The following is an 18,784-nucleotide window of genomic DNA, read 5'->3' on the forward strand; positions in this document are numbered from 1 at the left end:
TAAGGTCTACAAAAATGTTTCCCATGATACGCTTTGGGCACTGTGAAGTCAGCGGAGAGGTCAATGCCAACCGTTAATCGTACCGCCTTGGTGCGGCACACCCCCCAACAAATGTTCGATCTGGTTAATGACTTCGAACGCTATCCCGAGTTCCTGCCGGGGTGTCGCCGTGCGCGCCTGCTAGAGCGTGACGAGGCACATTTGATTGGCGAGATGACCCTTGGTCGTGCGGGTGTGGAGCAAACAATCACGACTCGAAATGATTTATATGCCCCCGAGCGGATTGAACTGTCGTTAGTAAAAGGGCCATTCAAGCAGCTTAAAGGGCGTTGGCTATTTATCCCGATGGGAGACGACGCCTGCAAGGTGAGCTTGGAAATGGAGTTTGTATTTGCCAATCGCTTGCTTAGCATGGCGTTTGGGAAACTATTTCAGCAAATTGCGGGGCAGCTTGTCGATGCCTTCACAAAACGTGCTGACGAGCGCTATGGCCGTTGATACGTTCGCGGTAGAGGTTGCCTTTGCCTTGCCGCGCAAACAGCGCCTAGTGGCCTTACAGGTGCGTAAGGGCACGACTGCACGCCAAGCGGTAATGATGGCAGATCTACCCAGCCTGTTTCCCGAGATTCCCAGTGACACCTTTGAACAGGCACCGCTGGGAATTTTTGGCAAAGCGCTGCGCCAGCCCGAACAAGAGGCGCTGCGTCCAGGCGACCGCGTTGAGGTGTATCGTCCATTAGAGATAGACCCCAAAGCTGCCCGCCTGGAACGGGCAAAGCGTCAAGCCAGAGGCGGGTAATTTACGCGTAAGGCATCATTGGCTATGGCGCTGTGGCTTCTGACGAAGGCACGCGTTGAATAGGCGTGTTGATACCGGTGATTGGATCTGTTGTTTCTGTTGCAGGGCCTACGCCGGTATCTGCACTGATCGGTAGATCATTAGAGAAATCACCTTGCTGCTCAATGTTCACCAAACGCCCCATATTATCGAATGTGAGGGTGACACGCCGTTGCTCAACACCTGCGTACGCCTTATCAATCCGATAAACGTAATCCCACTCCCGCGTGTCAAACGGCGCTTCCAGCAACGGGCGACCCATCACATAAGTGACTTGTTCACGCGTCATTCCTGGCTGTAGTTGGCTGACCATTTCTTCGGTCACCAAGTTGCCCTGAGGGATGTCGCGCTTGTAAACGCCAACGTAGCTGCAGCCGCTAACAACGGTTAGGGCCACTGAAAGAGTAATGATACGAGTCAATTTTTGCATTTGAGCCTATTCTTCACTATCGTGGTTTCGGTCGATCATACCCGACCTAACCTGTTACTGCGAAGAGCAACCATGGCCGATCAGAACCATGAACTACGCAAAGCCGGGCTGAAAGTGACCCTGCCGCGCGTCAAGATCCTGCAGATTCTCGAAAATGCTTCGGGTCAACACCACCTTAGCGCAGAAGAAGTGTACAAAACACTGATTGATGCGGGCGAGGATGTTGGCTTGGCTACCGTTTACCGCGTGCTGACTCAGTTTGAATCAGCAGGCTTGGTGATTCGTCATAATTTTGACGGTGGCCACGCGGTGTTCGAGATGACTCAAGAAGACCACCACGACCATATGGTGTGTTTAGAAAGTGGTGAAATCATTGAGTTTGTCGATGAAATCATCGAGCGTCGTCAGCAAGAGATCGCCGAAGAGCACGGCTATGAACTTGTGGACCATGCCCTGGTGCTTTACGTACGCCCCCGTGGGTCGGACGTAACACGACAGGACAGCGGCCCCACAAATAAAAAATAGTCGCGCTAAATAAAACGCCCCCAGGGTGCGAGTGATGACTCATTCGCGCCCTGGGGGCGTTTTTTTATGGTTTGTGGCGTTTGCTAGCGCGTTGCCGCTTGAAAAAAGTGCTTAGTAAAAAGTGCTTAGTGCGGTGGTCGTTGGCTAGCGTGCAGCATTTCGCGGGCGTGGGCGAGTGTTTGGTCAGATAGCGTTACACCGCCCAGCATGCGGGCGAGCTCGCTGATGCGCCCCTGTTCGTCCAGTAGCGCCATATGGGTCAGCGTGCTATCTCGTTTGGCGCGTTTTTCAATATGTAGGTGCTGATGCGCCTGGGCGGCGACCTGAGGCAGGTGAGTGACGGTCATTACTTGGCCGTTTTCACCGAGCTTGCGTAGTAGTTGACCGACAATTTCGGCTGTCGCTCCTGAGATACCCACGTCCACTTCATCGAAGACCAAACTGGGAATAGTGGAGTGGGAGGCGGCCACCACTTGAATGGCAAGGCTGATACGCGATAGTTCGCCGCCCGAGGCCACTTTGGTTAACGGCCTAGCGGGCTGGCCCGGGTTCGCGCTAATCAGGAATTGGACGTGATCCAGGCCTTCCGGCGTAGGCGTTTCACGCGGGGTAACGTCCACCTCAAAGCGTGCTTTACCCATGGCCAAAAAACCTAGCTGTTGTTGCACTTCTTTGCCTAAGCGAACGGCGGCTTTTTGTCGCGCCTCGCTTAATTGTTTGGCATCGCTGCGATAGCGCTCGCGGTATTCTGAAACTTGGTTGCTTAACGACTCCAGATCGTCGTCGCTGGCTTCTAGTAGTTCGACTTCCTGGCTGAGCTGTGAGTGCAGTGCGCAAATCTCTTCCGGGGCAACGTGGTGTTTACGGGCAATACGGTGGATATCGCCAAGCCGTTCTTCTACCCAGGCTAAGCGCTCCGGGTCTAGTTCGGTAGTGCTGGCAAGGCGATTGAGTTCGCTTGACGCTTCCTCGACTTGAATGCGCGCATCGCTAAGCATAGCCAAAGTGTTGGCCAGCGTGCCTTTATCACTGCCGGGTAGCGCGCTTAAATGGGCATAGGCTTGATTTAACAGCGATAGAGCACCGCCCTCGTCGCTTGCGCAGCAGTCGGCGGCAAACTGGGTTTCACGTAGTGTCTCTTCCGCATGGGCGAGGGTGTGTTGCTCCTCTTCTAGCGTTTGCAGCTCACCCTCTGCCAGTGCCAGTTGATCTAATTCTTCTACTTGGTAGCGCAGCAGTTGCCGCTTTGCCTCAACTTCACTGCCTTCTTCGCTGAGTTTTTTTAATCGCCGCCGGGCACTGCGCCACTCGCGGAAGGTTTCAGCCAGCTGCTGACTGCGTTCACGCAGCCCGGCATAATCATCCAGCAGGGCGAGGTGGGTTTCTTCACGCATGAGTGCTTGATGAGCATGCTGTCCATGGATTTGAATCAACTGTTCGCCCAGCGATTTTAGGTCGGCGATGGTGGCAGGGTGGCCATTGATCCACGCTTTGGAGCGACCGCTGGCGGTAACCACACGGCGCAGTAAGCACTCTTCAGCAGGCAGCTCACGAGCAGTCAACCACTGTGTGGCAGCGGGTAGATGTTGAATATCAAAACGCGCGGAAAGGTCGGTGCGTTCACGCCCATGGCGGACGCTGCCGGCATCGGCACGCTCACCCAAACATAGGCCAAGGGCGCCGAGTAAAATCGATTTGCCTGCCCCGGTTTCCCCGGTAATCGCCGTCATACCACGGGTTAGATCGAGTTCAAGGCGGTCAACAATAGCGTAATCTTGGATTGCTAGCTGCGTGAGCATAAGGCCTCCTGAGGCGGTGCGGCACAGAAGCTGGATACTTATCCAATAATTGTTGTTTTATACAGTAGTCTGTAACTCACTTCAATGCCACTCTTGAGATGGCTTTTATAACCCCCATATAGCGTCCATACGTGGTTAATACTCGTGACTTAACCGAGGTGGCCGTTAATGCCACCGCTGCATACTTTTCAGGAGCTAGGCATGGCAAAAGAACCGCAAACCCCATTAGAAGATGAGCTGGCCCGCCAAGAGCAAGAGGCGGAAGTCACCGAGCAAGCGGCTGAAGAGCGCCTGGTCGAGGGTGAGCTGGAAGGCTTAATCGAGGACGACGCTGTGTTAGAGGACGGCGTGGGAAACCCGGAAGCCGATATGCTAGCCGCTCAGGTGGAAGAGCTTGAGCAGAGCTTGGCGGAAGCTAAAGACCAAGCGCTACGGGCCGCTGCTGAAGCTCAAAACGTGCGTCGCCGAGCTGAGCAAGAAGCTGAAAAAGCACGCAAGTTCGCTTTAGAAAAATTTGTTAAAGAGCTATTGCCCGTTGTTGATAGTCTGGAAAAAGCCCTAGAGAGCATGGAAGACGGGGCCTCTGACGTACATCGTGAGGGCGTTTCCATGACCCTCAAAATGCAGTTAGGCGTATTGAATAAATTTGGCGTGGAAAGCGTTGAACCCCAGGGTGAACCCTTTGACCCCCAAGTTCACGAAGCGATGGCGATGGTGCCGAATCCCGAGCTTGAACCCAATACCGTCATGGACGTGATGCAGAAGGGTTATTTGCTTAACGGCCGCCTAGTTCGCCCCGCGATGGTGGTGGTTAGCCAAAAAGCCAATTAAGCATTGGCTGACGCAAAGCAAAAAAAGCCCCTTGAAATGCTGCAAGCGGCCCCCAAATAAAGGGCAACCCGCGGGAAAACCCGCAAACGCTTTAAATTTCAAAAAGCAGATTTTTGACATCAGCTTTCAAACATCAGTTTTGTAACAACCGAATTCGAGGTTTTTGCTATGGGACGCATTATTGGTATCGACCTGGGCACCACCAACTCTTGTGTGGCAGTGCTCGATGGTGACAGCGCTAAAGTCATTGAAAACGCCGAAGGCGGCCGCACTACGCCTTCCATCATTGCTTACACCGACGATGGTGAGACGCTGGTAGGCCAAGCGGCAAAACGTCAGGCCGTCACCAACCCTGAGAACACCCTTTACGCGATCAAGCGCCTGATTGGCCGTCGCTTTAAAGATGATGTCGTACAAAAAGACATCAAAATGGTGCCTTACAAAATCGCCGAAGCTGACAACGGTGATGCTTGGGTTGAAGTAAAAGGCAAAAAAATGGCGCCGCCGCAGGTAAGTGCGGAAGTGCTGAAGAAAATGAAGAAAACCGCCGAAGACTACCTCGGTGAAGCGGTAACTGAAGCGGTCATCACCGTACCGGCGTACTTTAACGACAGCCAGCGCCAGGCCACGAAAGATGCGGGCCGTATCGCCGGTCTTGATGTTAAACGCATCATTAACGAGCCGACCGCTGCTGCACTGGCCTACGGTATGGACAAATCCCGTGGTGATAAAACCATCGCGGTATATGACCTGGGCGGCGGTACTTTCGATATCTCTATTATCGAAGTAGCTGACGTTGACGGCGAAACCCAGTTTGAAGTGTTAGCCACCAACGGCGACACCTTCCTGGGCGGCGAAGACTTCGACTTGGCGCTGATCAACTACTTAGTTGACCAGTTCAAAGCGGACAGCGGTATGGATCTGTCTGGCGACAACCTCGCTATGCAGCGCCTGAAAGAAGCGGCTGAGAAGGCTAAAATTGAGCTTTCAAGTGCCCAGCAGACAGACGTTAATCTGCCGTACATCACCGCTGACAACACTGGCCCGAAACACCTTAACGTGAAGGTGACACGTGCCAAGCTGGAGTCGCTGGTTGAAGATCTGGTACAGCGTTCGCTCGATCCGTGCAAAATGGCGCTGAAAGATGCTGGTTTGTCTGCCTCTGAAATCGACGAAGTGATTCTGGTCGGTGGCCAGACGCGTATGCCGATGGTGCAGAAGAAAGCCGCTGATTTCTTCGGCAAAGAAGCGCGTAAAGACGTCAACCCAGATGAAGCGGTTGCTGTGGGCGCGGCGATTCAGGGCGGTGTTCTTGGCGGCGACGTAAAAGACGTACTGCTGCTGGACGTGACGCCGTTGACCCTGGGTATTGAAACCCTGGGTGGCGTAATGACGCCGCTGATCGACAAAAACACCACCATCCCCACGAAGAAGACGCAAACCTTCTCCACGGCGGATGACAACCAAACGGCTGTGACGATTCACGTCGTTCAGGGTGAGCGTAAGCAGGTCTCGCAGAATAAATCGCTGGGTCGTTTTGATCTTGCCGACATTCCGCCCGCACCGCGTGGTGTGCCGCAGATTGAAGTGGCCTTCGACCTGGATGCCAACGGCATTCTGAACGTATCGGCCAAAGATAAGGCGACCAATAAAGAGCAGTCTATCGTCATTAAAGCGTCCAGCGGTCTCACCGATGAAGAGATCGAGCAAATGGTACGCGATGCGGAAGCTCACGCCGACGAAGACAAAAAGTTCGAAGCGCTAGTGCAGCTGCGTAACCAAGCAGATGGCATGATTCACGCCACTCGTAAAACCGTGCAGGAAGCCGGTGATAAAGCGAGCGATGACGAGAAGCAAGCCATCGAGACCGCGATCAGCGAGCTTGAAGAAGCCGTGAAGACTGACGATCAGGACAACATCCAGCAGAAGCTGGACGCGCTGACCGAAGTGTCTGGCCAATTGGCGCAGAAGATGTACGCCGAGCAGGCGGAAGCTGCTCAGCAGGCGGACGGTGAAGGTGCTGAAAATGCCAGCGCCAAGCCAGAGGATGACGTAGTTGACGCCGAGTACGAAGAAGTCAACGACGACAAAAAGAAACAGTAAATCACCTCTATCTGCTAAGGAATGCGGTGGCGCGGGAGACAACTCCCGCGTTGCTGTTTCCGAAGCAGACGCCTAATTAAGTGCGTAGCTAACCAGGAGGCGTAGGACCCATGTCCAAACGCGATTATTATGAAGTCCTGGGTGTCGAAAAAGGGGCTGATCAGAAAGAGATCAAAAAGGCCTACCGCCGCTTGGCGCAGAAATTCCACCCTGATCGAAACCCGGACGATAACACTGCAGCGGAAAAATTTCGTGAAGTGTCAGAAGCATACGAAGTCTTAAGCGATGGCGAAAAGCGCGCGGCGTATGACCAATTTGGCCATGCCGGTGTTGATGGCCAAGGCGGTGGTGGGTTCGGTGGTGGTGGCGCTGGCGACTTTAGCGACATCTTCGGTGATGTGTTTGGCGATATCTTCGGTGGCGGTGGTGGCCGTCGTCGTGGACCTAACGCCCCCGCGCGTGGCAGTGATCTGCGCTACAACTTAGAGCTGGATCTGGAGAATGCCGTTTCCGGCACGACCGTTGATATCCGCGTGCCACGCCATATCGAATGTGACCGCTGCGATGGTGAAGGTGCTGAGCCTGGTTCTAGCAAAGAAACCTGCCCCACGTGCCATGGCCACGGCCAAGTGCGTATGCAGCAAGGCTTCTTCGCGGTTCAGCAAACCTGTCCGACCTGTCACGGCAGTGGCCAGCACATTAAAGTGCCGTGCCACAAATGTAACGGTGAAGGCCGCGTACGGGAAACGCGCACGCTGTCGGTGAAGATTCCGCCGGGAGTGGATACGGGTGACCGCATTCGCCTGAATGGCGAAGGTGAAAGTGGTATTAACGGTGGCCCGCCCGGTGACCTGTATGTTCAGGTATCGATTAAGCCACACCACATCTTCCAGCGCGATGGCAAACACCTGCAGTGTGACGTGCCAATTAACTTTGTTGACGCTGCATTGGGTGGGGAGCTGGAAGTGCCCACGCTGGATGGCCGTGTGAAGCTGAAGATTCCACCGGAAACTCAAACCGGTAAGCTCTTCAGACTGCGCGGTAAAGGCGTGAAGCCGGTACGTGGCGGCGCACCTGGCGACTTGCTTTGTAAAGTGGTCCTGGAGACGCCGGTCAATCTCAATGACGAGCAGAAAGACCTGCTTCGTCAGTTGCAAGAGAGCTTTGACGGCAGCAATAGCCACAGCCACTCGCCGAAGAAAACTGGTTTCTTCGACAGTGTGAAGAAGTTTTTTGAAGAGATGAAGCCGTAACGGCGATTCACTTCACCGCACATCAGCGCCCCGGCACTTTCAAGTATCGGGGCGTTTTTTTGTTAACTAGTTATTGCTAATTCATTGTGTTGCATAGTGTAAAATAGTGGGTCTGATGGGCTTATCGCTTAATCGCTAACCGATACCCTTTAAAGCGTGGATTATTTGCACATAACTTATTTGCACATAAGGACGAGGGCAAATGCTAGCGGATGAAGAGTCTCGCCCTGGGTTGGGCATTGGACTGCGAGTGCTTTCCGGCGTGCTGTTCACCGGCATGTTGGTGTGTATTAAAGCGGTGAGTGACGAGGTTCCGGTAGGGCAGTCGGTGTTTTTCCGCTCGTTATTTGCGCTGTTGCCGATTGTTGTGTTTTTGATGCTACGTCGCGAATTTCCGCAGGGATTGGCGACGCGTCGTCCACTGGGGCATGCGTTGCGCTCGGGGCTTGGGGCAGCGGCAATGTTCGCGTCGTTCGCGGCGGTGGCCTTGTTGCCTGTCGCGGAAACTACGTTGTTAGCCCAGCTGACGCCCGTGTTTATGGCATTGGGTGGTGTCTTGCTGCTGGGGGAGCGCTTCTCGCTTTATCGGGCGGGCGCTATTGCGTTGGCGTTAGCCGGGGTGGCGGTGCTGGTGCTGCCAGGGCTTGAGGCCAGTCGCGAGCAAGGGCAGCTGGCTGGCTATGCACTAGGCGCGCTGAGCGCACTGTTAACTGCTGGAGCGCTGCTAACCGTACGGCGTATTTCACGTACCGAAACAGCCGGTTCCATTGCCTTCTACTTTATTCTGGTCTCTGCACTGGCGGGGTTGGCAACGCTGCCCTTGGGCTGGGCACCACTTAAGGGGGACGTGGTGTGGTTGTTAGTGCTGTCTGGCTTGTTTGGCGGCTCGGCCCATATTGCGATGACACTGGCGCTGCGTTACGCCGAAGCGTCACGCCTAGCGCCTTTTGAATACATTGCGTTGGTGTGGCCTGTGTTGGCAGATTGGCTGCTGTTTGGCCTGCCGGTTTCCAGCGGCTTTTTGCTGGCACTGCCGTTGCTACTTAGCGGGGTCGGGCTGGCCACACTAGAAGGCCGCCGGATTAAACGGCTTCTTCGACAATAAGCTGAGGGCGGCCCTTTGAGCATGGCTCAATACGCGCCGTCACTTTGTAAACTTGGCGCAGTAACTCAGGTGAGATTACCTCCTCGGTTGAACCGCAGGCGATTAAACGGCCGTTCTCTAACACCATGGCTGCATCAGTGAAGCGCAACGCATGCCCGAGGTCGTGAAGGGCAACCAGAATGAGCATGTTGCGCTCATCGGCAAGGCGCCGCAGTACGCTTAGCAGGTTGATTTGGCGGTTAAGGTCAAGCGCTGAGGTAGGCTCATCCAGCATTAAAATTTCAGGCTCTTGAACCAGCGCCTGGGCGGCACTCACCAATTGGCGCTGCCCGCCGCTCAGATCACCGATATCGCGTTCGCCAAGTGCGCTGATATTGAGTTCTTCAAGCGCTCGGTCGACCTGGGTAAGGTCTTCAGGCTGCACTTTTAGGCTGCGCCCTTGCATACGTGCCAGCAGCACTGATTCGTACACCGTTAGCACTGCTTTTGCCCCCGTATCTTGAGGCATATACGCCACTGGGCGTTCGGCACTGGTGCCACTGACAATCACCTCACCATCCCCTTTTAGCAGGCCTAGAATACGGCGAAACAGGGTTGATTTACCCGCAGCGTTAGGGCCAAGCAGGGCGACAACCTGGCCACCCTGAAAGCGCGGCGTGGTTATGTCCTGAATAATCGGACGACGCCCATAGCGAGCAGAAACGTGATTGAGTTGTAGGGTTACCATGATGCCTTCTTATGGTTGAGTACCAAAAATAGGAAGAAGGGAATGCCCACGAGTGATGTGATAATGCCAATGGGAATAATGGTGCCAGGGATAATGATTTTGGAAATCACTGAGCCAACCGAAAGGATCAGCGCGCCGCATAAAGCAGAGCCGGGCAGGAAGAAGCGCTGATCCTCACCCAGCAGAATGCGTGCAATGTGTGGCCCTACTAGGCCGATAAAACCAATGGTGCCGACAAAAGCGACGGCAATCGCTGCCAGCAGCGACACCAGCACTAAAACTTCTAAGCGCAGTGCGCGTGGGTTGACACCCATGCTTTCGGCCTTGGTATCCCCTAGGCGCATAGCGGTTAGCGCCCAGCCGTGGCGCGCCAGTAACGGCATAACGGCTGCCAGTACACCGAGTGCAATCCAAAACTTTGGCCAGGTTGCCTTGGTTAGACTGCCCATGGTCCAGAAGACAACAGCGGCGACAGCCTGTTGGCTGGCAAAAAACTGAATCAATGCCATTAATGAGTTGAAAATAAACACCATCGCAATGCCTAGCAGTACGATCGTTTCCACGGTGACGCCGCGCTTAAGGCTGAGTGCGTGGATTAAAAAAGCGGTCACCATTGCCATCAGGAATGCATTGATAGGAACGACATACTCAATGGCCGCAGGAATGATCGCAACGCCAAAAGCCAAGCCCAGGGCGGCGCCAAAGCTAGCGCCGGCCGAAATGCCTAACGTAAACGGGCTGGCCAGCGGATTGCTTAGGATCGTTTGCATCTGCGCCCCTGCCACCGAGAGGCTGGCACCCACCACTAACGCCATCAGCGCTACGGGCATGCGAATTTCCCACAAAATGACACGTGCCTGCTGGCTAACAGCCTCTGGGGTAAACAGGGCCGCAACGACTTCGCCAAGACTGTAACGTGCAGGGCCGAGTGCAAGGTCAATACACAGGCTTAAGAACAGTGCTATGACCAGCGCCGCCAAGATCATTTGGCGGCGAAATACCTGGGTGCGGTAGAAGGCGCGCCCGTGGGAAACGCTATTCATTGCAGTGCTGTCAGTCGTCATTTAACGATATCCAATAACCGGGTGCATAATCGATAGGCAAAAAGCGATCGTGCAGCTCGCGCATTGTTGCTTCAGGGTCGAGATCGACAAACAGTTCGGGGTGCAGCCATTTCGCCAGTTGCTGAACAGCAACAAAATAGTAAGGGCTGTTATAGAACTGATGCCAAATGGCGTGGAAGTTGCCAGTGTCGACCGCTTCAATACCGGTCATGGCAGTGCGCTCGGTGAGGGCTTCGAGTTTCTCGCGAGCGTGATCCATGTTTGCGCCTGGTCCTACGCCCACCCAGGCGCCACCGGGAACGTAAGCATCCCAATTACCGCCGGTGACAACGACGTGTTCGGGGTTGGCGGCAATAATTTGTTCAGGATTCAAATTGCCGAAGCTGTTAGGAATAATGCCTTCGGCAATGTTACTACCGCCAGCCAGGGTGACATACTCGCCAAAGTTACCAGGGCCAAAGCTCATGCAGCATTCATCTGAATACCCGCCTGCCCGGTCAATAAACACGCTAGGGCGCTCTGGGTTGGCGTCCTCAATAACATCAGTAACCCGCGCCATCTGTTCTTCAGCAAAAGCGATAAATTCCTCGGCAGCGGCTTCATCTCCCATCAACTGGCCAATAATCCGCATCGAGGGAATGGTGTGTGCGATGGGGTCTTCACGGAAATCCACATAGACAATAGGGATATCCAGCTCGGCTAACTTATCGTCATAGGCGGCGTCTTCAGTGGCTGCTTTCGCCTCAATATTCATCAGGATGACGTCAGGGTTAAGCGCCGCTGCCTGCTCAACATCAAAGGTGCCATCTTTGAAGCCACCAAAGGTGGGGATTGCTTCAATGTCGGGGAAGCGTTCCAGATAGCGAGCGTAATTGTCGGGATCCGCCTGAGAAAAGTCTTCCCGCCAGCCAACTACATGGGTAAAAGGCGTTTCTGGCTCTAGTAGGCCAAGCAGATAAATTTGCCTTCCTTCGCCTAAGATAACTCGCTCGGCAGGCGCATCTAAGGAGACTTGACGGCCTGCAACATCGGTGACGGTGATGCTATCTGCATTGGCTGCGGTGAACGTTAAGGCGGTTAGTGCGCTAAGTAGCGCCCGGAAAGCGTGGGAAGACATAACTATATTGATCACCAGTTGGTAAGTGAAACTAACCGAGGGTCGCCAGCGCGACGATTGAGAGGTAACGCTAAGGGGAAATTGATTATGCGTGTAATTCGTATTCACTGAGCTGGGCATTATTACGAAAACAGGCTTGTTTGTCGAGGTACGCTGCTAAGGAGGCGCCTTTGGAACGTGTTGTTGCAAGGCATTATTATTCGCCGCTTGGCGCTTTTCGTTGTGGGCATTACGCTAGTAGGAGTTCACTCGCTATCTTTGGAGAAAACAGCATGCCTTTATCCCGTGCCGAAATCGTAACGCCTTCTGGTGAGCGCTTGATAAACCGCTTATGCAAGCACTGGGCACATAAGCTTGAGGTTGAGCAGAATGACCAGACGGCCAAAATCACATTTGCCAATGGCACCTGCCTGATGCATGTCGAAGCGGATCGCTTGATTGTGTCCCTCGAAACCTTGGAAGAGGAGCATCTGGATCAGTTGGAGGGCGTGGTGGAAAGTCATCTCATACGCATGGCAAAAGACGAGCCGCTGGAAATTGTTTGGGAGAATTAATTCGTTCGAGGCAGCGTGCGCGCTGCCCTAAGCAAGCACCGCATCATTGGCAGGGGTCTGTTATAATTTCGGCCACTTTTTTATCCTTGTTTTTCTTATACTAAGCTTGGTGCCGAACGGCGCATGCGCAGGAGTTCTCATGACCCGAATTGCCATTGTAGGCGTCGCTGGCCGTATGGGCCGCACGTTAGTAAATGCGGTAGAGCAGCAGGCAGGTGCCTCACTTGCAGGTGGTATCGTTGAGCCAGGTAGTTCCTTGGCGGGGGCGGATATTGGCGAGCTGGCAGGTGTTGGCAAACGCGGTGTGGTGGCCGTCGATTCTCTCGCTGCAATTGCGGACGACTTCGATGTTCTAATCGACTTCACTGCGCCGCAAGTCACCTTGGCAAATTTGGCATTCTGCGCTGAGCACGGTAAGCGCATTGTGATTGGCACCACCGGCATGAGCGATGACGAACTGGCCGAACTGGATAGCTACCGCGATAAAGTGGCCATGGTGTTTGCGCCTAATATGAGTGTCGGCGTTAACCTAACCCTCAAGTTGCTTGAGACCGCTGCAAAAGCCCTCGGTGACGAAGGCTACGATATTGAAGTCATTGAAGCGCATCATCGTCATAAAGTGGATGCGCCTTCTGGCACGGCGATTAAGATGGGAGAAGTGGTTGCGGAGAGTATCGGCCGCACGTTAAAAGAGCACGGGGTCTATGAGCGGGTAGGCCAGTGTGGTCCGCGCACCGACAAAGAGATTGGTTTTGCCACCGTACGCGCTGGCGACATTGTTGGCGAGCACACGGTGATGTTTGCCACTGAAGGTGAGCGTATCGAAATTACCCATAAAGCCTCCAGCCGTATGACCTTTGCTAAAGGTGCGGTTCGCGCTGCTCGCTGGGTCGCTGATAAAGCGCATGGCCGTTACGATATGCAGGATGTATTAGGTTTAGAGTAATGTTTTAGCTCAACAGGTCGCGTCTCGGTATGCACTTTGTTGGCTGCTGAGCATGGCTTTTTTGATGGCCTCCGAACCTGCTAACAGGGTGAGGGGGCTTTGTTGCTTTTGGCCCCCTCCTAATCGATTTTCTGCTTAATTTTGACGTCGGTGCTGTAGGCGTCCCCCGGCCCAGGTTTCGAAGATAGCGCGGTCGTCGCCTAGCATCATGAGAGTGAACAACTCCTCTGCCAGGCTTTCGCACCGTGCCATACGGCGTGCCATCAGCGGTGAGGCTGACAGGTCGATAACGACGAAGTCGGCATCCATGCCGGGTGCGAAACGGCCGATGCGGTCATCTAGCGATAGGGATACGGCATTGCCTCTGGTCAGGGCGTGAAAGCCTGCCCAAGCCGTCAGCGGCTGGCCGAGCAGTTGTCCTACTTGATAGCCCGCCTTGAGAGTCGCTAACCCGGAAAGATCGGTGCCAGCGCCAATATCGCTGGCCAGGGTGAGATTTAACCCATTTTCATGAGCGGCGTGGCGGTCGAACAAGCCGCTACCAAGGAAGAGGTTAGAGCTGGGGCAAAAAGCGATATTGGCACTGCGATCAGCAAGCCGCTTGCGCATACCATTGTCCAGATGAATGCCATGGGCAAAGGTGCTGCGTGGTCCAACCAAACCAGACTGCTCGTAAACCTCAAGATAGTCACGGCTTTCTGGAAATAGCTCGGCTACCCAGTCCAGCTCGCCGAGGTTTTCCGATAAGTGAGTCTGTAGCCAGAGGCTTTCATCGTTGCGCAGCAGGCCGCCAGCGGCATCAAGCTGGGTGCGTGTGGACGTGGGAGCAAAGCGCGGCGTAACGCTATAGCCAAGGCGATCGGTGCCATGCCAGTCGCTGATTAAGCGCTCGGTATCACGAATGCCGCCGAGGGTCTTATCAGTCAGTGTTTCAGGGGCGTGGCGATCCATTAGTACCTTGCCCGCAAGCATACATAGGCCGCGGCGTTGGGCAGCACTGAAGAAGGCATCTACCGAATTGGGATGGCTTGAGCAGAACACTTGGGCGGTGGTGGTCCCGACTCGCATCAACTCTTTGAGAAAAGCGTCGGCCATGTTGTCGGCATGTGCACGCTGGGCGAAACGGCACTCTTCAGGAAAGGTGTAGTCATTCAACCAGTCCAGCAGTTGGCGGCCATAAGAGGCCATGATATCGAGCTGAACATAGTGGACATGACTGTCAATAAAGCCTGGCATGACCAGCTTGTCGCGCTGGTCGATGACGCTGATATCGGCGGGTAGCTGAGGGGCCAGAGTGCGATAGTCGCCGACGCCCTGAATGCGACCGTCGGCCCACCATAGAGCACCGTCTTGGTGGTAGACAACGCTACCCTCTCGGGGCGTGTCACCATCGCCGGGGTCGGCATCGAAACTCAAGACCCGTGCACGTATTAACCAGGCTTGCCCCTGCTCTTGTTTCAGGCATGGTCCTTGCTCTTCATTCATACTGTTGCTCCTGAAGATAGTTAGAGAGGGAAGGCTTAATGGCCATTGCTGTGCCGTTTGTCAGCGTCAGGGGCAAGTTTGGCGCGTGCGGCTTCGGCTGCCGCCATGACTCGCTCCGGTGTGGCTGGGGTGTCCAGAGGTATCGCCTGAGTGTATCCGTTTAGGCTGGCCAAGCCGTCACGCAGTGCCGCCCATACCGACATACCAAGCATGAACGGGGGTTCACCCACGGCCTTGGAACGATAGATGCTGGCCATGGAGTTGGGGTGGCCTTCCATTAAGGAGGTATTGAAAGTGGCGGGTAGGTCGCCGTAAGTGGGAATCTTGTAGGTCGCGGGGCCATTGGAAATCAGTTGGCCTTTATTATTCCATTTCAGTTCTTCACTGGTTAACCAGCCCATCCCCTGAATAAAACCACCTTCGACCTGGCCGATATCGATAGTCGGATTCAGTGAGTCACCCACGTCGTGGAGAATATCGACACGATCTACCAGGTACTCGCCGCTCAAGGTATCGATTGAGACTTCGGCCACCGCCGCACCAAAGGCATAGTAGTAAAAAGGGCGTCCATTGCCGGTGGCGCGGTCATAATGGATCAATGGGGTAGCGTAAAAGCCTTTTTCCGAGAGTGAGATGCGCGATAGATAAGCGGCTTGAACCAGCTCTCCCCAAGCGATGCGGCGTTCACTTTCGCCAAAGCCGGCTATTAAATAACCCTCTTTAATGTGGATGGTTTCTCGATCGAGATGGTAGTGCTCGGCGGCAAAGTCATAAAGTCGTGTTTTTAGTTTGAGTGCCGCATCGCGCGCCGCCTGGCCATTGAGATCGGCACCGCTGGAGGCGGCGGTGGGAGAGGTGTTGGGCACCTTGTCGGTACGCGTGGCGGTGATGCGCACGCTATCAAGATCCAGCCCCAGCTCACGCGCAACTACTTGGCAAATCTTGGTGTGCAGCCCCTGGCCCATCTCGGTGCCGCCATGGTTGATCATGACGCTGCCGTCGGTATAGACGTGAAGAAGCGCGCCCGCTTGGTTGAGGTGCTGGGCGGTGAAGGAAATGCCGAATTTTACCGGGGTCAACGCTAAGCCTTTGCGAATGACGGGGCTCTTGGCGTTGAACTCTCGGATCGCTCGGCGCCGCTGCCAGTAGTCGCTAGAGGTTTCGAGTTGCTCAACCAGCTCATGCAGTAGAACGGTCTGATCTACCGTCTGGCCGTAATGCGTCGTGTTGCGGCCGTCGCGGTAAAAGTTGCGCTTGCGTATCGTCAACGGATCTTCGCCCAGACGGCGAGCGATATCCTCCATTGCCGCCTCGATAACCATCATACCTTGGGGGCCGCCGAAGCCGCGGAAAGCTGTGTTAGAGGCCGTATGGGTGCGCGCTCGATATCCTGTAACGCGGACGTCACCCAGCGAATAGGCGTTATCCGAGTGGAACATAGCGCGATCAACAATGGCGTCGGAAAGGTCGGGTGAATAGCCACAGTCGCCGATTACATTGATATCGCCACCCAGAATCACGCCCTGAGCATCGACGCCAAGACGGTAGTCGTTATGAAAAGGGTGGCGCTTTCCGGTGACGCGCATGTCATCGACTCGCGGTAAGCGGAAACGGCAACTGCGCCCGGTTCGCCGGGCGATTAAGGCGGCCAGGCAAGCCCAGGGAGAAGCCTGTGTTTCCTTGCCGCCGAATCCGCCCCCCATGCGGCGAGTCTCGACGGTAACGGCATGGAAGGGAATGCCGAGCACCTCGGCAACCAGTTTCTGCGTCTCGCTAGGATGCTGGTTGGAGGTATGAATCATAACGCCTTCGTCTTCGCTGGGATGAGCGACGCAGGCTTGCCCTTCCAAGTAGAAGTGTTCCTGGCCACCGACAAACTGTTTGCCAGCAACGACAATGGCAGCGTCGGCAAAGGCTTTTTCCCAGTCTCCACTGATCTGTTGATGAGTAGGGCGTACCAGATCGCCCGCGTTGGCGGCAGCAACGGGGTCGAGGCTTGCAGGGCGCTCCTCGATCTCGATAATTGCCTTTTCGACTGCTTGACGAGCCGCACGGTGGCTGTCGGCCGCCACGGCGAATAGCACCTGGCCCGCGTAGAGCACTTCGCCGTCGGCCATGATGGGATCCCCTGGGAAAACGGGGCCAATATCGGTATGGCCTGGCACGTCTGCCACGCTAATAACATCGACCACGCCCGGCGCCGACCTGACTGCTTCCAGGTCCATGCGGGTAATGCGGCCGTGGGCGACAGATGACAGGCCTGCGGCTAGGTGGAGGGCATTGGCCGGAAGGGCTAGGTCATCAATATAAGCCGCACGCCCAGTGACATGCTTGATGGCACTTTCGTGATTGGCCGAGGTGCCAGAAAAAAAACGGCCGGTATGTTGTGCTGGCTGAAATGCTTTCTGCTCAGGCTGTGGTGCTGGCAGATCAGTGAGCGTACGCATGGAGCATCACCTCCTGAGTGTGTGGTTGAGCGTGGTTAGACGATTCGATGACCAGGCGCAGGCGTTCAAGTAGCGCACTCGCTGAGCGCGTACGGTAGTCGGCGCTACCCCGGACATCGCTCATCGGTGAAAAGTCATTCGCGAGCGCTTGGCGTGCAGCCTCGAAGACGCTTGGTGAGGGGGGATTTCCTTCGAGAGCCGCTTCGGCCCCGCGGGCTCGGGCAGGTATGCCGGCCATGCCACCGAAGGCCAGGCGTACATCGCGTAAACACCCATCCTCCAGATGCCAGGCAAAGGCACCCAGCACGGCAGAAATGTCATCTTCGCGCCGCTTCGAGAGTTTCCATACTTTCAACTGATGGCCTGCTTGTGGGGCCGGGATGAAAACCGCGCTTAACACCTCATTGTCAGCCAGGTCGGTTTTTTTGTAGTCGATGAAGAAGTTGCTAGCGGCAATCTCGCGGGAGCCGTTAGGGCCTACAAGGCGAAGCTGTGCATCAAGAGCCAGCAGCACCGGCGGGGTATCGCCGATGGGGGATGCATTGGCAACGTTGCCGCCCAAGGTGCCACGGTTGCGTACTTGTGCCGAGCCTAGGCGGTGCAGAAGATGGGCAAAGGTTGGATATTGACTCTCGAGTAGAGGCTCCAGGCGTGCATAGGTGACGGCTGCTCCGATCCACCAACCGGGGCGCCCGCTCGCATCCTGGCCCTGTTCAATTTGCTGCAGCTCACTTACGCGAGTGGTATCGATAAGTCGTGGTAAGTCCTTCAGTTGTTGGGTGACTTCAAGCCAAAGGTCAGTGGCGCCCGCAACCAAGCGTGCTTCTGGATGGGCTGCGCGTAAGCGTACTAGGTCATTCAACTGACGAGGTTGATGGAAACGGCTGTTGGTTTCGTCCGGGTTGGCCTCGTGCTGATTATCTTGCGCATCATTCAGTGTGGCATCTAACCAGATAGGGCGATGACCATCGATACTGTTCATGGCTAATGCCGCATCGCGAATGGGGCGATAGCCAGTGCAGCGACACAGGTTGCCGCCAAGTGCGGCTTCAAGGCGCTCAGGGCTAAAGGGCGTGGCAAGCGGATTAGTGTGTTGCTCTTCGTGCAGTGTGAACAGTGACATCACAATGCCCGGCGTGCAAAAGCCGCATTGGCTGCCATGGCATTCAACCATGGCTGCTTGGGCGGGATGCAGGTATTGCTGGTCGTCAGCGAGACCTTCGACGGTGACTAAGTGGCGGCCTTGGAGCTGATGAGCGGGCATGATGCAGGCATTGGCGCTGTGGTAGCGTAGCTCGCCATTGGCGTCGGGTGCTCCGATGGCTACCGTGCAAGCGCCACAATCACCCGATGCGCAACCTTCCTTGGTGCCGGTCAGGTGTAGTTGTTCTCTTAGCAGTTCCAGAACACTAAGGTGAACATCCGCTGTAACGCGATGCGGTTGCCCATTGAGGTGAAATGTAATCATAGTCCTACCCGTTATGTTGTTATTGGTTGCTTAGTTGCTGTCCGATCGGTCAAGTGGTGCGTGAGAAACGGGGTATTTCTTGATGACTCAAC

17 protein-coding genes are annotated in these 18,784 nt (G+C 55.1%); 9 read left to right on the forward strand and 8 right to left on the reverse strand.

Features of this window, described 5'->3' with window-relative positions; translation table 11 throughout:
• The first annotated feature begins 63 nt into the window (after nucleotides 1-63).
• Both IR195_RS01755 and IR195_RS01760 read left to right on the forward strand, forming a co-directional pair.
• Nucleotides 64-498: a type II toxin-antitoxin system RatA family toxin gene (locus IR195_RS01755; protein ID WP_125745108.1), complete on the forward strand. Its 435-nt coding sequence runs from the start codon at nucleotides 64-66 to the stop codon at nucleotides 496-498.
• Nucleotides 488-799, forward strand: a complete 312-nt coding sequence (locus tag IR195_RS01760) for an RnfH family protein (RefSeq protein WP_125745110.1) — start codon at nucleotides 488-490, stop codon at nucleotides 797-799. Before IR195_RS01755 ends, IR195_RS01760 begins: the two co-directional genes overlap by 11 nt.
• Before the next feature lie 22 nt (nucleotides 800-821).
• Here the strand turns inward: IR195_RS01760 and IR195_RS01765 are convergent, their stop codons facing one another.
• The gene (locus IR195_RS01765) at nucleotides 822-1,268 is read right to left on the reverse strand and encodes an outer membrane protein assembly factor BamE (RefSeq protein ID WP_125745112.1); all 447 of its coding nucleotides are present in this window, start codon (nucleotides 1,266-1,268) and stop codon (nucleotides 822-824) included.
• 72 nt (nucleotides 1,269-1,340) lie between these two features.
• On the opposite strand from IR195_RS01765, the gene fur reads away from it, so the two are divergent.
• Complete coding sequence (gene fur, locus IR195_RS01770; protein WP_009723762.1) at nucleotides 1,341-1,793, forward strand: ferric iron uptake transcriptional regulator; 453 nt, start codon at nucleotides 1,341-1,343, stop codon at nucleotides 1,791-1,793.
• Between the two features lie 125 nt (nucleotides 1,794-1,918).
• Here fur and recN read toward each other — a convergent pair whose 3' ends face one another.
• Nucleotides 1,919-3,592: a DNA repair protein RecN gene (gene recN / locus IR195_RS01775; protein WP_206048619.1), complete on the reverse strand. Its 1,674-nt coding sequence runs from the start codon at nucleotides 3,590-3,592 to the stop codon at nucleotides 1,919-1,921.
• Between the two features lie 201 nt (nucleotides 3,593-3,793).
• Between recN and grpE the strand changes: the two genes are divergently transcribed.
• The 4 genes from grpE to IR195_RS01795 all read left to right on the forward strand — a co-directional run bounded on the left by grpE (nucleotide 3,794) and on the right by IR195_RS01795 (nucleotide 8,884).
• Nucleotides 3,794-4,423: a nucleotide exchange factor GrpE gene (gene grpE, locus IR195_RS01780; protein ID WP_146942921.1), complete on the forward strand. Its 630-nt coding sequence runs from the start codon at nucleotides 3,794-3,796 to the stop codon at nucleotides 4,421-4,423.
• 168 nt (nucleotides 4,424-4,591) lie between these two features.
• Nucleotides 4,592-6,526 (forward strand): molecular chaperone DnaK, encoded by a 1,935-nt coding sequence (gene dnaK / locus IR195_RS01785; RefSeq protein WP_125745118.1) that lies wholly within the window; start codon nucleotides 4,592-4,594, stop codon nucleotides 6,524-6,526.
• Nucleotides 6,527-6,636: 110 nt separating this feature from the next.
• On the forward strand, nucleotides 6,637-7,779 hold the full coding sequence (gene dnaJ / locus IR195_RS01790) for a molecular chaperone DnaJ (protein ID WP_146942919.1): 1,143 nt from the start codon (nucleotides 6,637-6,639) through the stop codon (nucleotides 7,777-7,779).
• A gap of 202 nt (nucleotides 7,780-7,981) precedes the next feature.
• Nucleotides 7,982-8,884, forward strand: coding sequence for a DMT family transporter (locus IR195_RS01795; RefSeq protein WP_125745122.1), 903 nt, complete (start codon nucleotides 7,982-7,984; stop codon nucleotides 8,882-8,884).
• Here the strand turns inward: IR195_RS01795 and IR195_RS01800 are convergent.
• The 3 genes from IR195_RS01800 to IR195_RS01810 are packed head-to-tail and all read right to left on the reverse strand — an operon-like array spanning nucleotide 8,862 to nucleotide 11,792.
• Nucleotides 8,862-9,611: an ABC transporter ATP-binding protein gene (locus IR195_RS01800; RefSeq protein WP_193060647.1), complete on the reverse strand. Its 750-nt coding sequence runs from the start codon at nucleotides 9,609-9,611 to the stop codon at nucleotides 8,862-8,864. The two genes, IR195_RS01795 and IR195_RS01800, sit on opposite strands and share 23 nt — an antisense overlap.
• A complete protein-coding gene (locus IR195_RS01805; RefSeq protein WP_171880222.1) occupies nucleotides 9,605-10,675 on the reverse strand; it encodes a FecCD family ABC transporter permease in 1,071 nt (356 codons plus the stop codon). The genes IR195_RS01800 and IR195_RS01805 overlap by 7 nt, the downstream gene beginning before the upstream one ends.
• Nucleotides 10,665-11,792 carry an ABC transporter substrate-binding protein gene (locus tag IR195_RS01810; RefSeq protein WP_206048620.1) on the reverse strand — a complete coding sequence of 376 codons (1,128 nt, stop codon included), beginning with the start codon at nucleotides 11,790-11,792 and terminating at the stop codon, nucleotides 10,665-10,667. The genes IR195_RS01805 and IR195_RS01810 overlap by 11 nt, the downstream gene beginning before the upstream one ends.
• A 272-nt stretch (nucleotides 11,793-12,064) precedes the next feature.
• On the opposite strand from IR195_RS01810, the gene IR195_RS01815 reads away from it, so the two are divergent.
• Entirely contained in the window at nucleotides 12,065-12,346 is a 282-nt protein-coding gene (locus tag IR195_RS01815) for a DUF2218 domain-containing protein (RefSeq protein ID WP_206048621.1), read from the forward strand.
• A gap of 139 nt (nucleotides 12,347-12,485) precedes the next feature.
• Nucleotides 12,486-13,292 (forward strand): 4-hydroxy-tetrahydrodipicolinate reductase, encoded by an 807-nt coding sequence (dapB, locus tag IR195_RS01820; RefSeq protein ID WP_206048622.1) that lies wholly within the window; start codon nucleotides 12,486-12,488, stop codon nucleotides 13,290-13,292.
• Nucleotides 13,293-13,427: 135 nt separating this feature from the next.
• Here dapB and guaD read toward each other — a convergent pair whose 3' ends face one another.
• The 3 genes from guaD to xdhA are packed head-to-tail and all read right to left on the reverse strand — an operon-like array spanning nucleotide 13,428 to nucleotide 18,692.
• Nucleotides 13,428-14,777, reverse strand: a complete 1,350-nt coding sequence (gene guaD / locus IR195_RS01825; protein WP_146942915.1) for a guanine deaminase — start codon at nucleotides 14,775-14,777, stop codon at nucleotides 13,428-13,430.
• A 35-nt stretch (nucleotides 14,778-14,812) separates the two neighbouring features.
• Nucleotides 14,813-17,224: a xanthine dehydrogenase molybdopterin binding subunit gene (gene xdhB / locus IR195_RS01830; RefSeq protein ID WP_206048623.1), complete on the reverse strand. Its 2,412-nt coding sequence runs from the start codon at nucleotides 17,222-17,224 to the stop codon at nucleotides 14,813-14,815.
• The gene (gene xdhA, locus IR195_RS01835) at nucleotides 17,208-18,692 is read right to left on the reverse strand and encodes a xanthine dehydrogenase small subunit (RefSeq protein WP_206048624.1); all 1,485 of its coding nucleotides are present in this window, start codon (nucleotides 18,690-18,692) and stop codon (nucleotides 17,208-17,210) included. Before xdhA ends, xdhB begins: the two co-directional genes overlap by 17 nt.
• Between the last annotated feature and the right edge of the window lie 92 nt (nucleotides 18,693-18,784).

The organism is Vreelandella venusta, from assembly GCF_015689495.1.
Taxonomy (GTDB): domain Bacteria; phylum Pseudomonadota; class Gammaproteobacteria; order Pseudomonadales; family Halomonadaceae; genus Vreelandella; species Vreelandella venusta.

Excerpts from the sequence above, each read along its gene's own strand:
- IR195_RS01755 (WP_125745108.1), top strand. The coding sequence starts at position 64 with ATGCCAACCGTTAATCGTACCGCCTTGGTGCGGCACACCCCCCAACAA.
- IR195_RS01760 (WP_125745110.1), top strand. The coding sequence starts at position 488 with ATGGCCGTTGATACGTTCGCGGTAGAGGTTGCCTTTGCCTTGCCGCGC.
- IR195_RS01765 (WP_125745112.1), bottom strand. The coding sequence starts at position 1,268 with ATGCAAAAATTGACTCGTATCATTACTCTTTCAGTGGCCCTAACCGTT.
- fur (WP_009723762.1), top strand. The coding sequence starts at position 1,341 with ATGGCCGATCAGAACCATGAACTACGCAAAGCCGGGCTGAAAGTGACC.
- recN (WP_206048619.1), bottom strand. The coding sequence starts at position 3,592 with ATGCTCACGCAGCTAGCAATCCAAGATTACGCTATTGTTGACCGCCTT.
- grpE (WP_146942921.1), top strand. The coding sequence starts at position 3,794 with ATGGCAAAAGAACCGCAAACCCCATTAGAAGATGAGCTGGCCCGCCAA.
- dnaK (WP_125745118.1), top strand. The coding sequence starts at position 4,592 with ATGGGACGCATTATTGGTATCGACCTGGGCACCACCAACTCTTGTGTG.
- dnaJ (WP_146942919.1), top strand. The coding sequence starts at position 6,637 with ATGTCCAAACGCGATTATTATGAAGTCCTGGGTGTCGAAAAAGGGGCT.
- IR195_RS01795 (WP_125745122.1), top strand. The coding sequence starts at position 7,982 with ATGCTAGCGGATGAAGAGTCTCGCCCTGGGTTGGGCATTGGACTGCGA.
- IR195_RS01800 (WP_193060647.1), bottom strand. The coding sequence starts at position 9,611 with ATGGTAACCCTACAACTCAATCACGTTTCTGCTCGCTATGGGCGTCGT.
- IR195_RS01805 (WP_171880222.1), bottom strand. The coding sequence starts at position 10,675 with ATGACGACTGACAGCACTGCAATGAATAGCGTTTCCCACGGGCGCGCC.
- IR195_RS01810 (WP_206048620.1), bottom strand. The coding sequence starts at position 11,792 with ATGTCTTCCCACGCTTTCCGGGCGCTACTTAGCGCACTAACCGCCTTA.
- IR195_RS01815 (WP_206048621.1), top strand. The coding sequence starts at position 12,065 with ATGCCTTTATCCCGTGCCGAAATCGTAACGCCTTCTGGTGAGCGCTTG.
- dapB (WP_206048622.1), top strand. The coding sequence starts at position 12,486 with ATGACCCGAATTGCCATTGTAGGCGTCGCTGGCCGTATGGGCCGCACG.
- guaD (WP_146942915.1), bottom strand. The coding sequence starts at position 14,777 with ATGAATGAAGAGCAAGGACCATGCCTGAAACAAGAGCAGGGGCAAGCC.
- xdhB (WP_206048623.1), bottom strand. The coding sequence starts at position 17,224 with ATGCGTACGCTCACTGATCTGCCAGCACCACAGCCTGAGCAGAAAGCA.
- xdhA (WP_206048624.1), bottom strand. The coding sequence starts at position 18,692 with ATGATTACATTTCACCTCAATGGGCAACCGCATCGCGTTACAGCGGAT.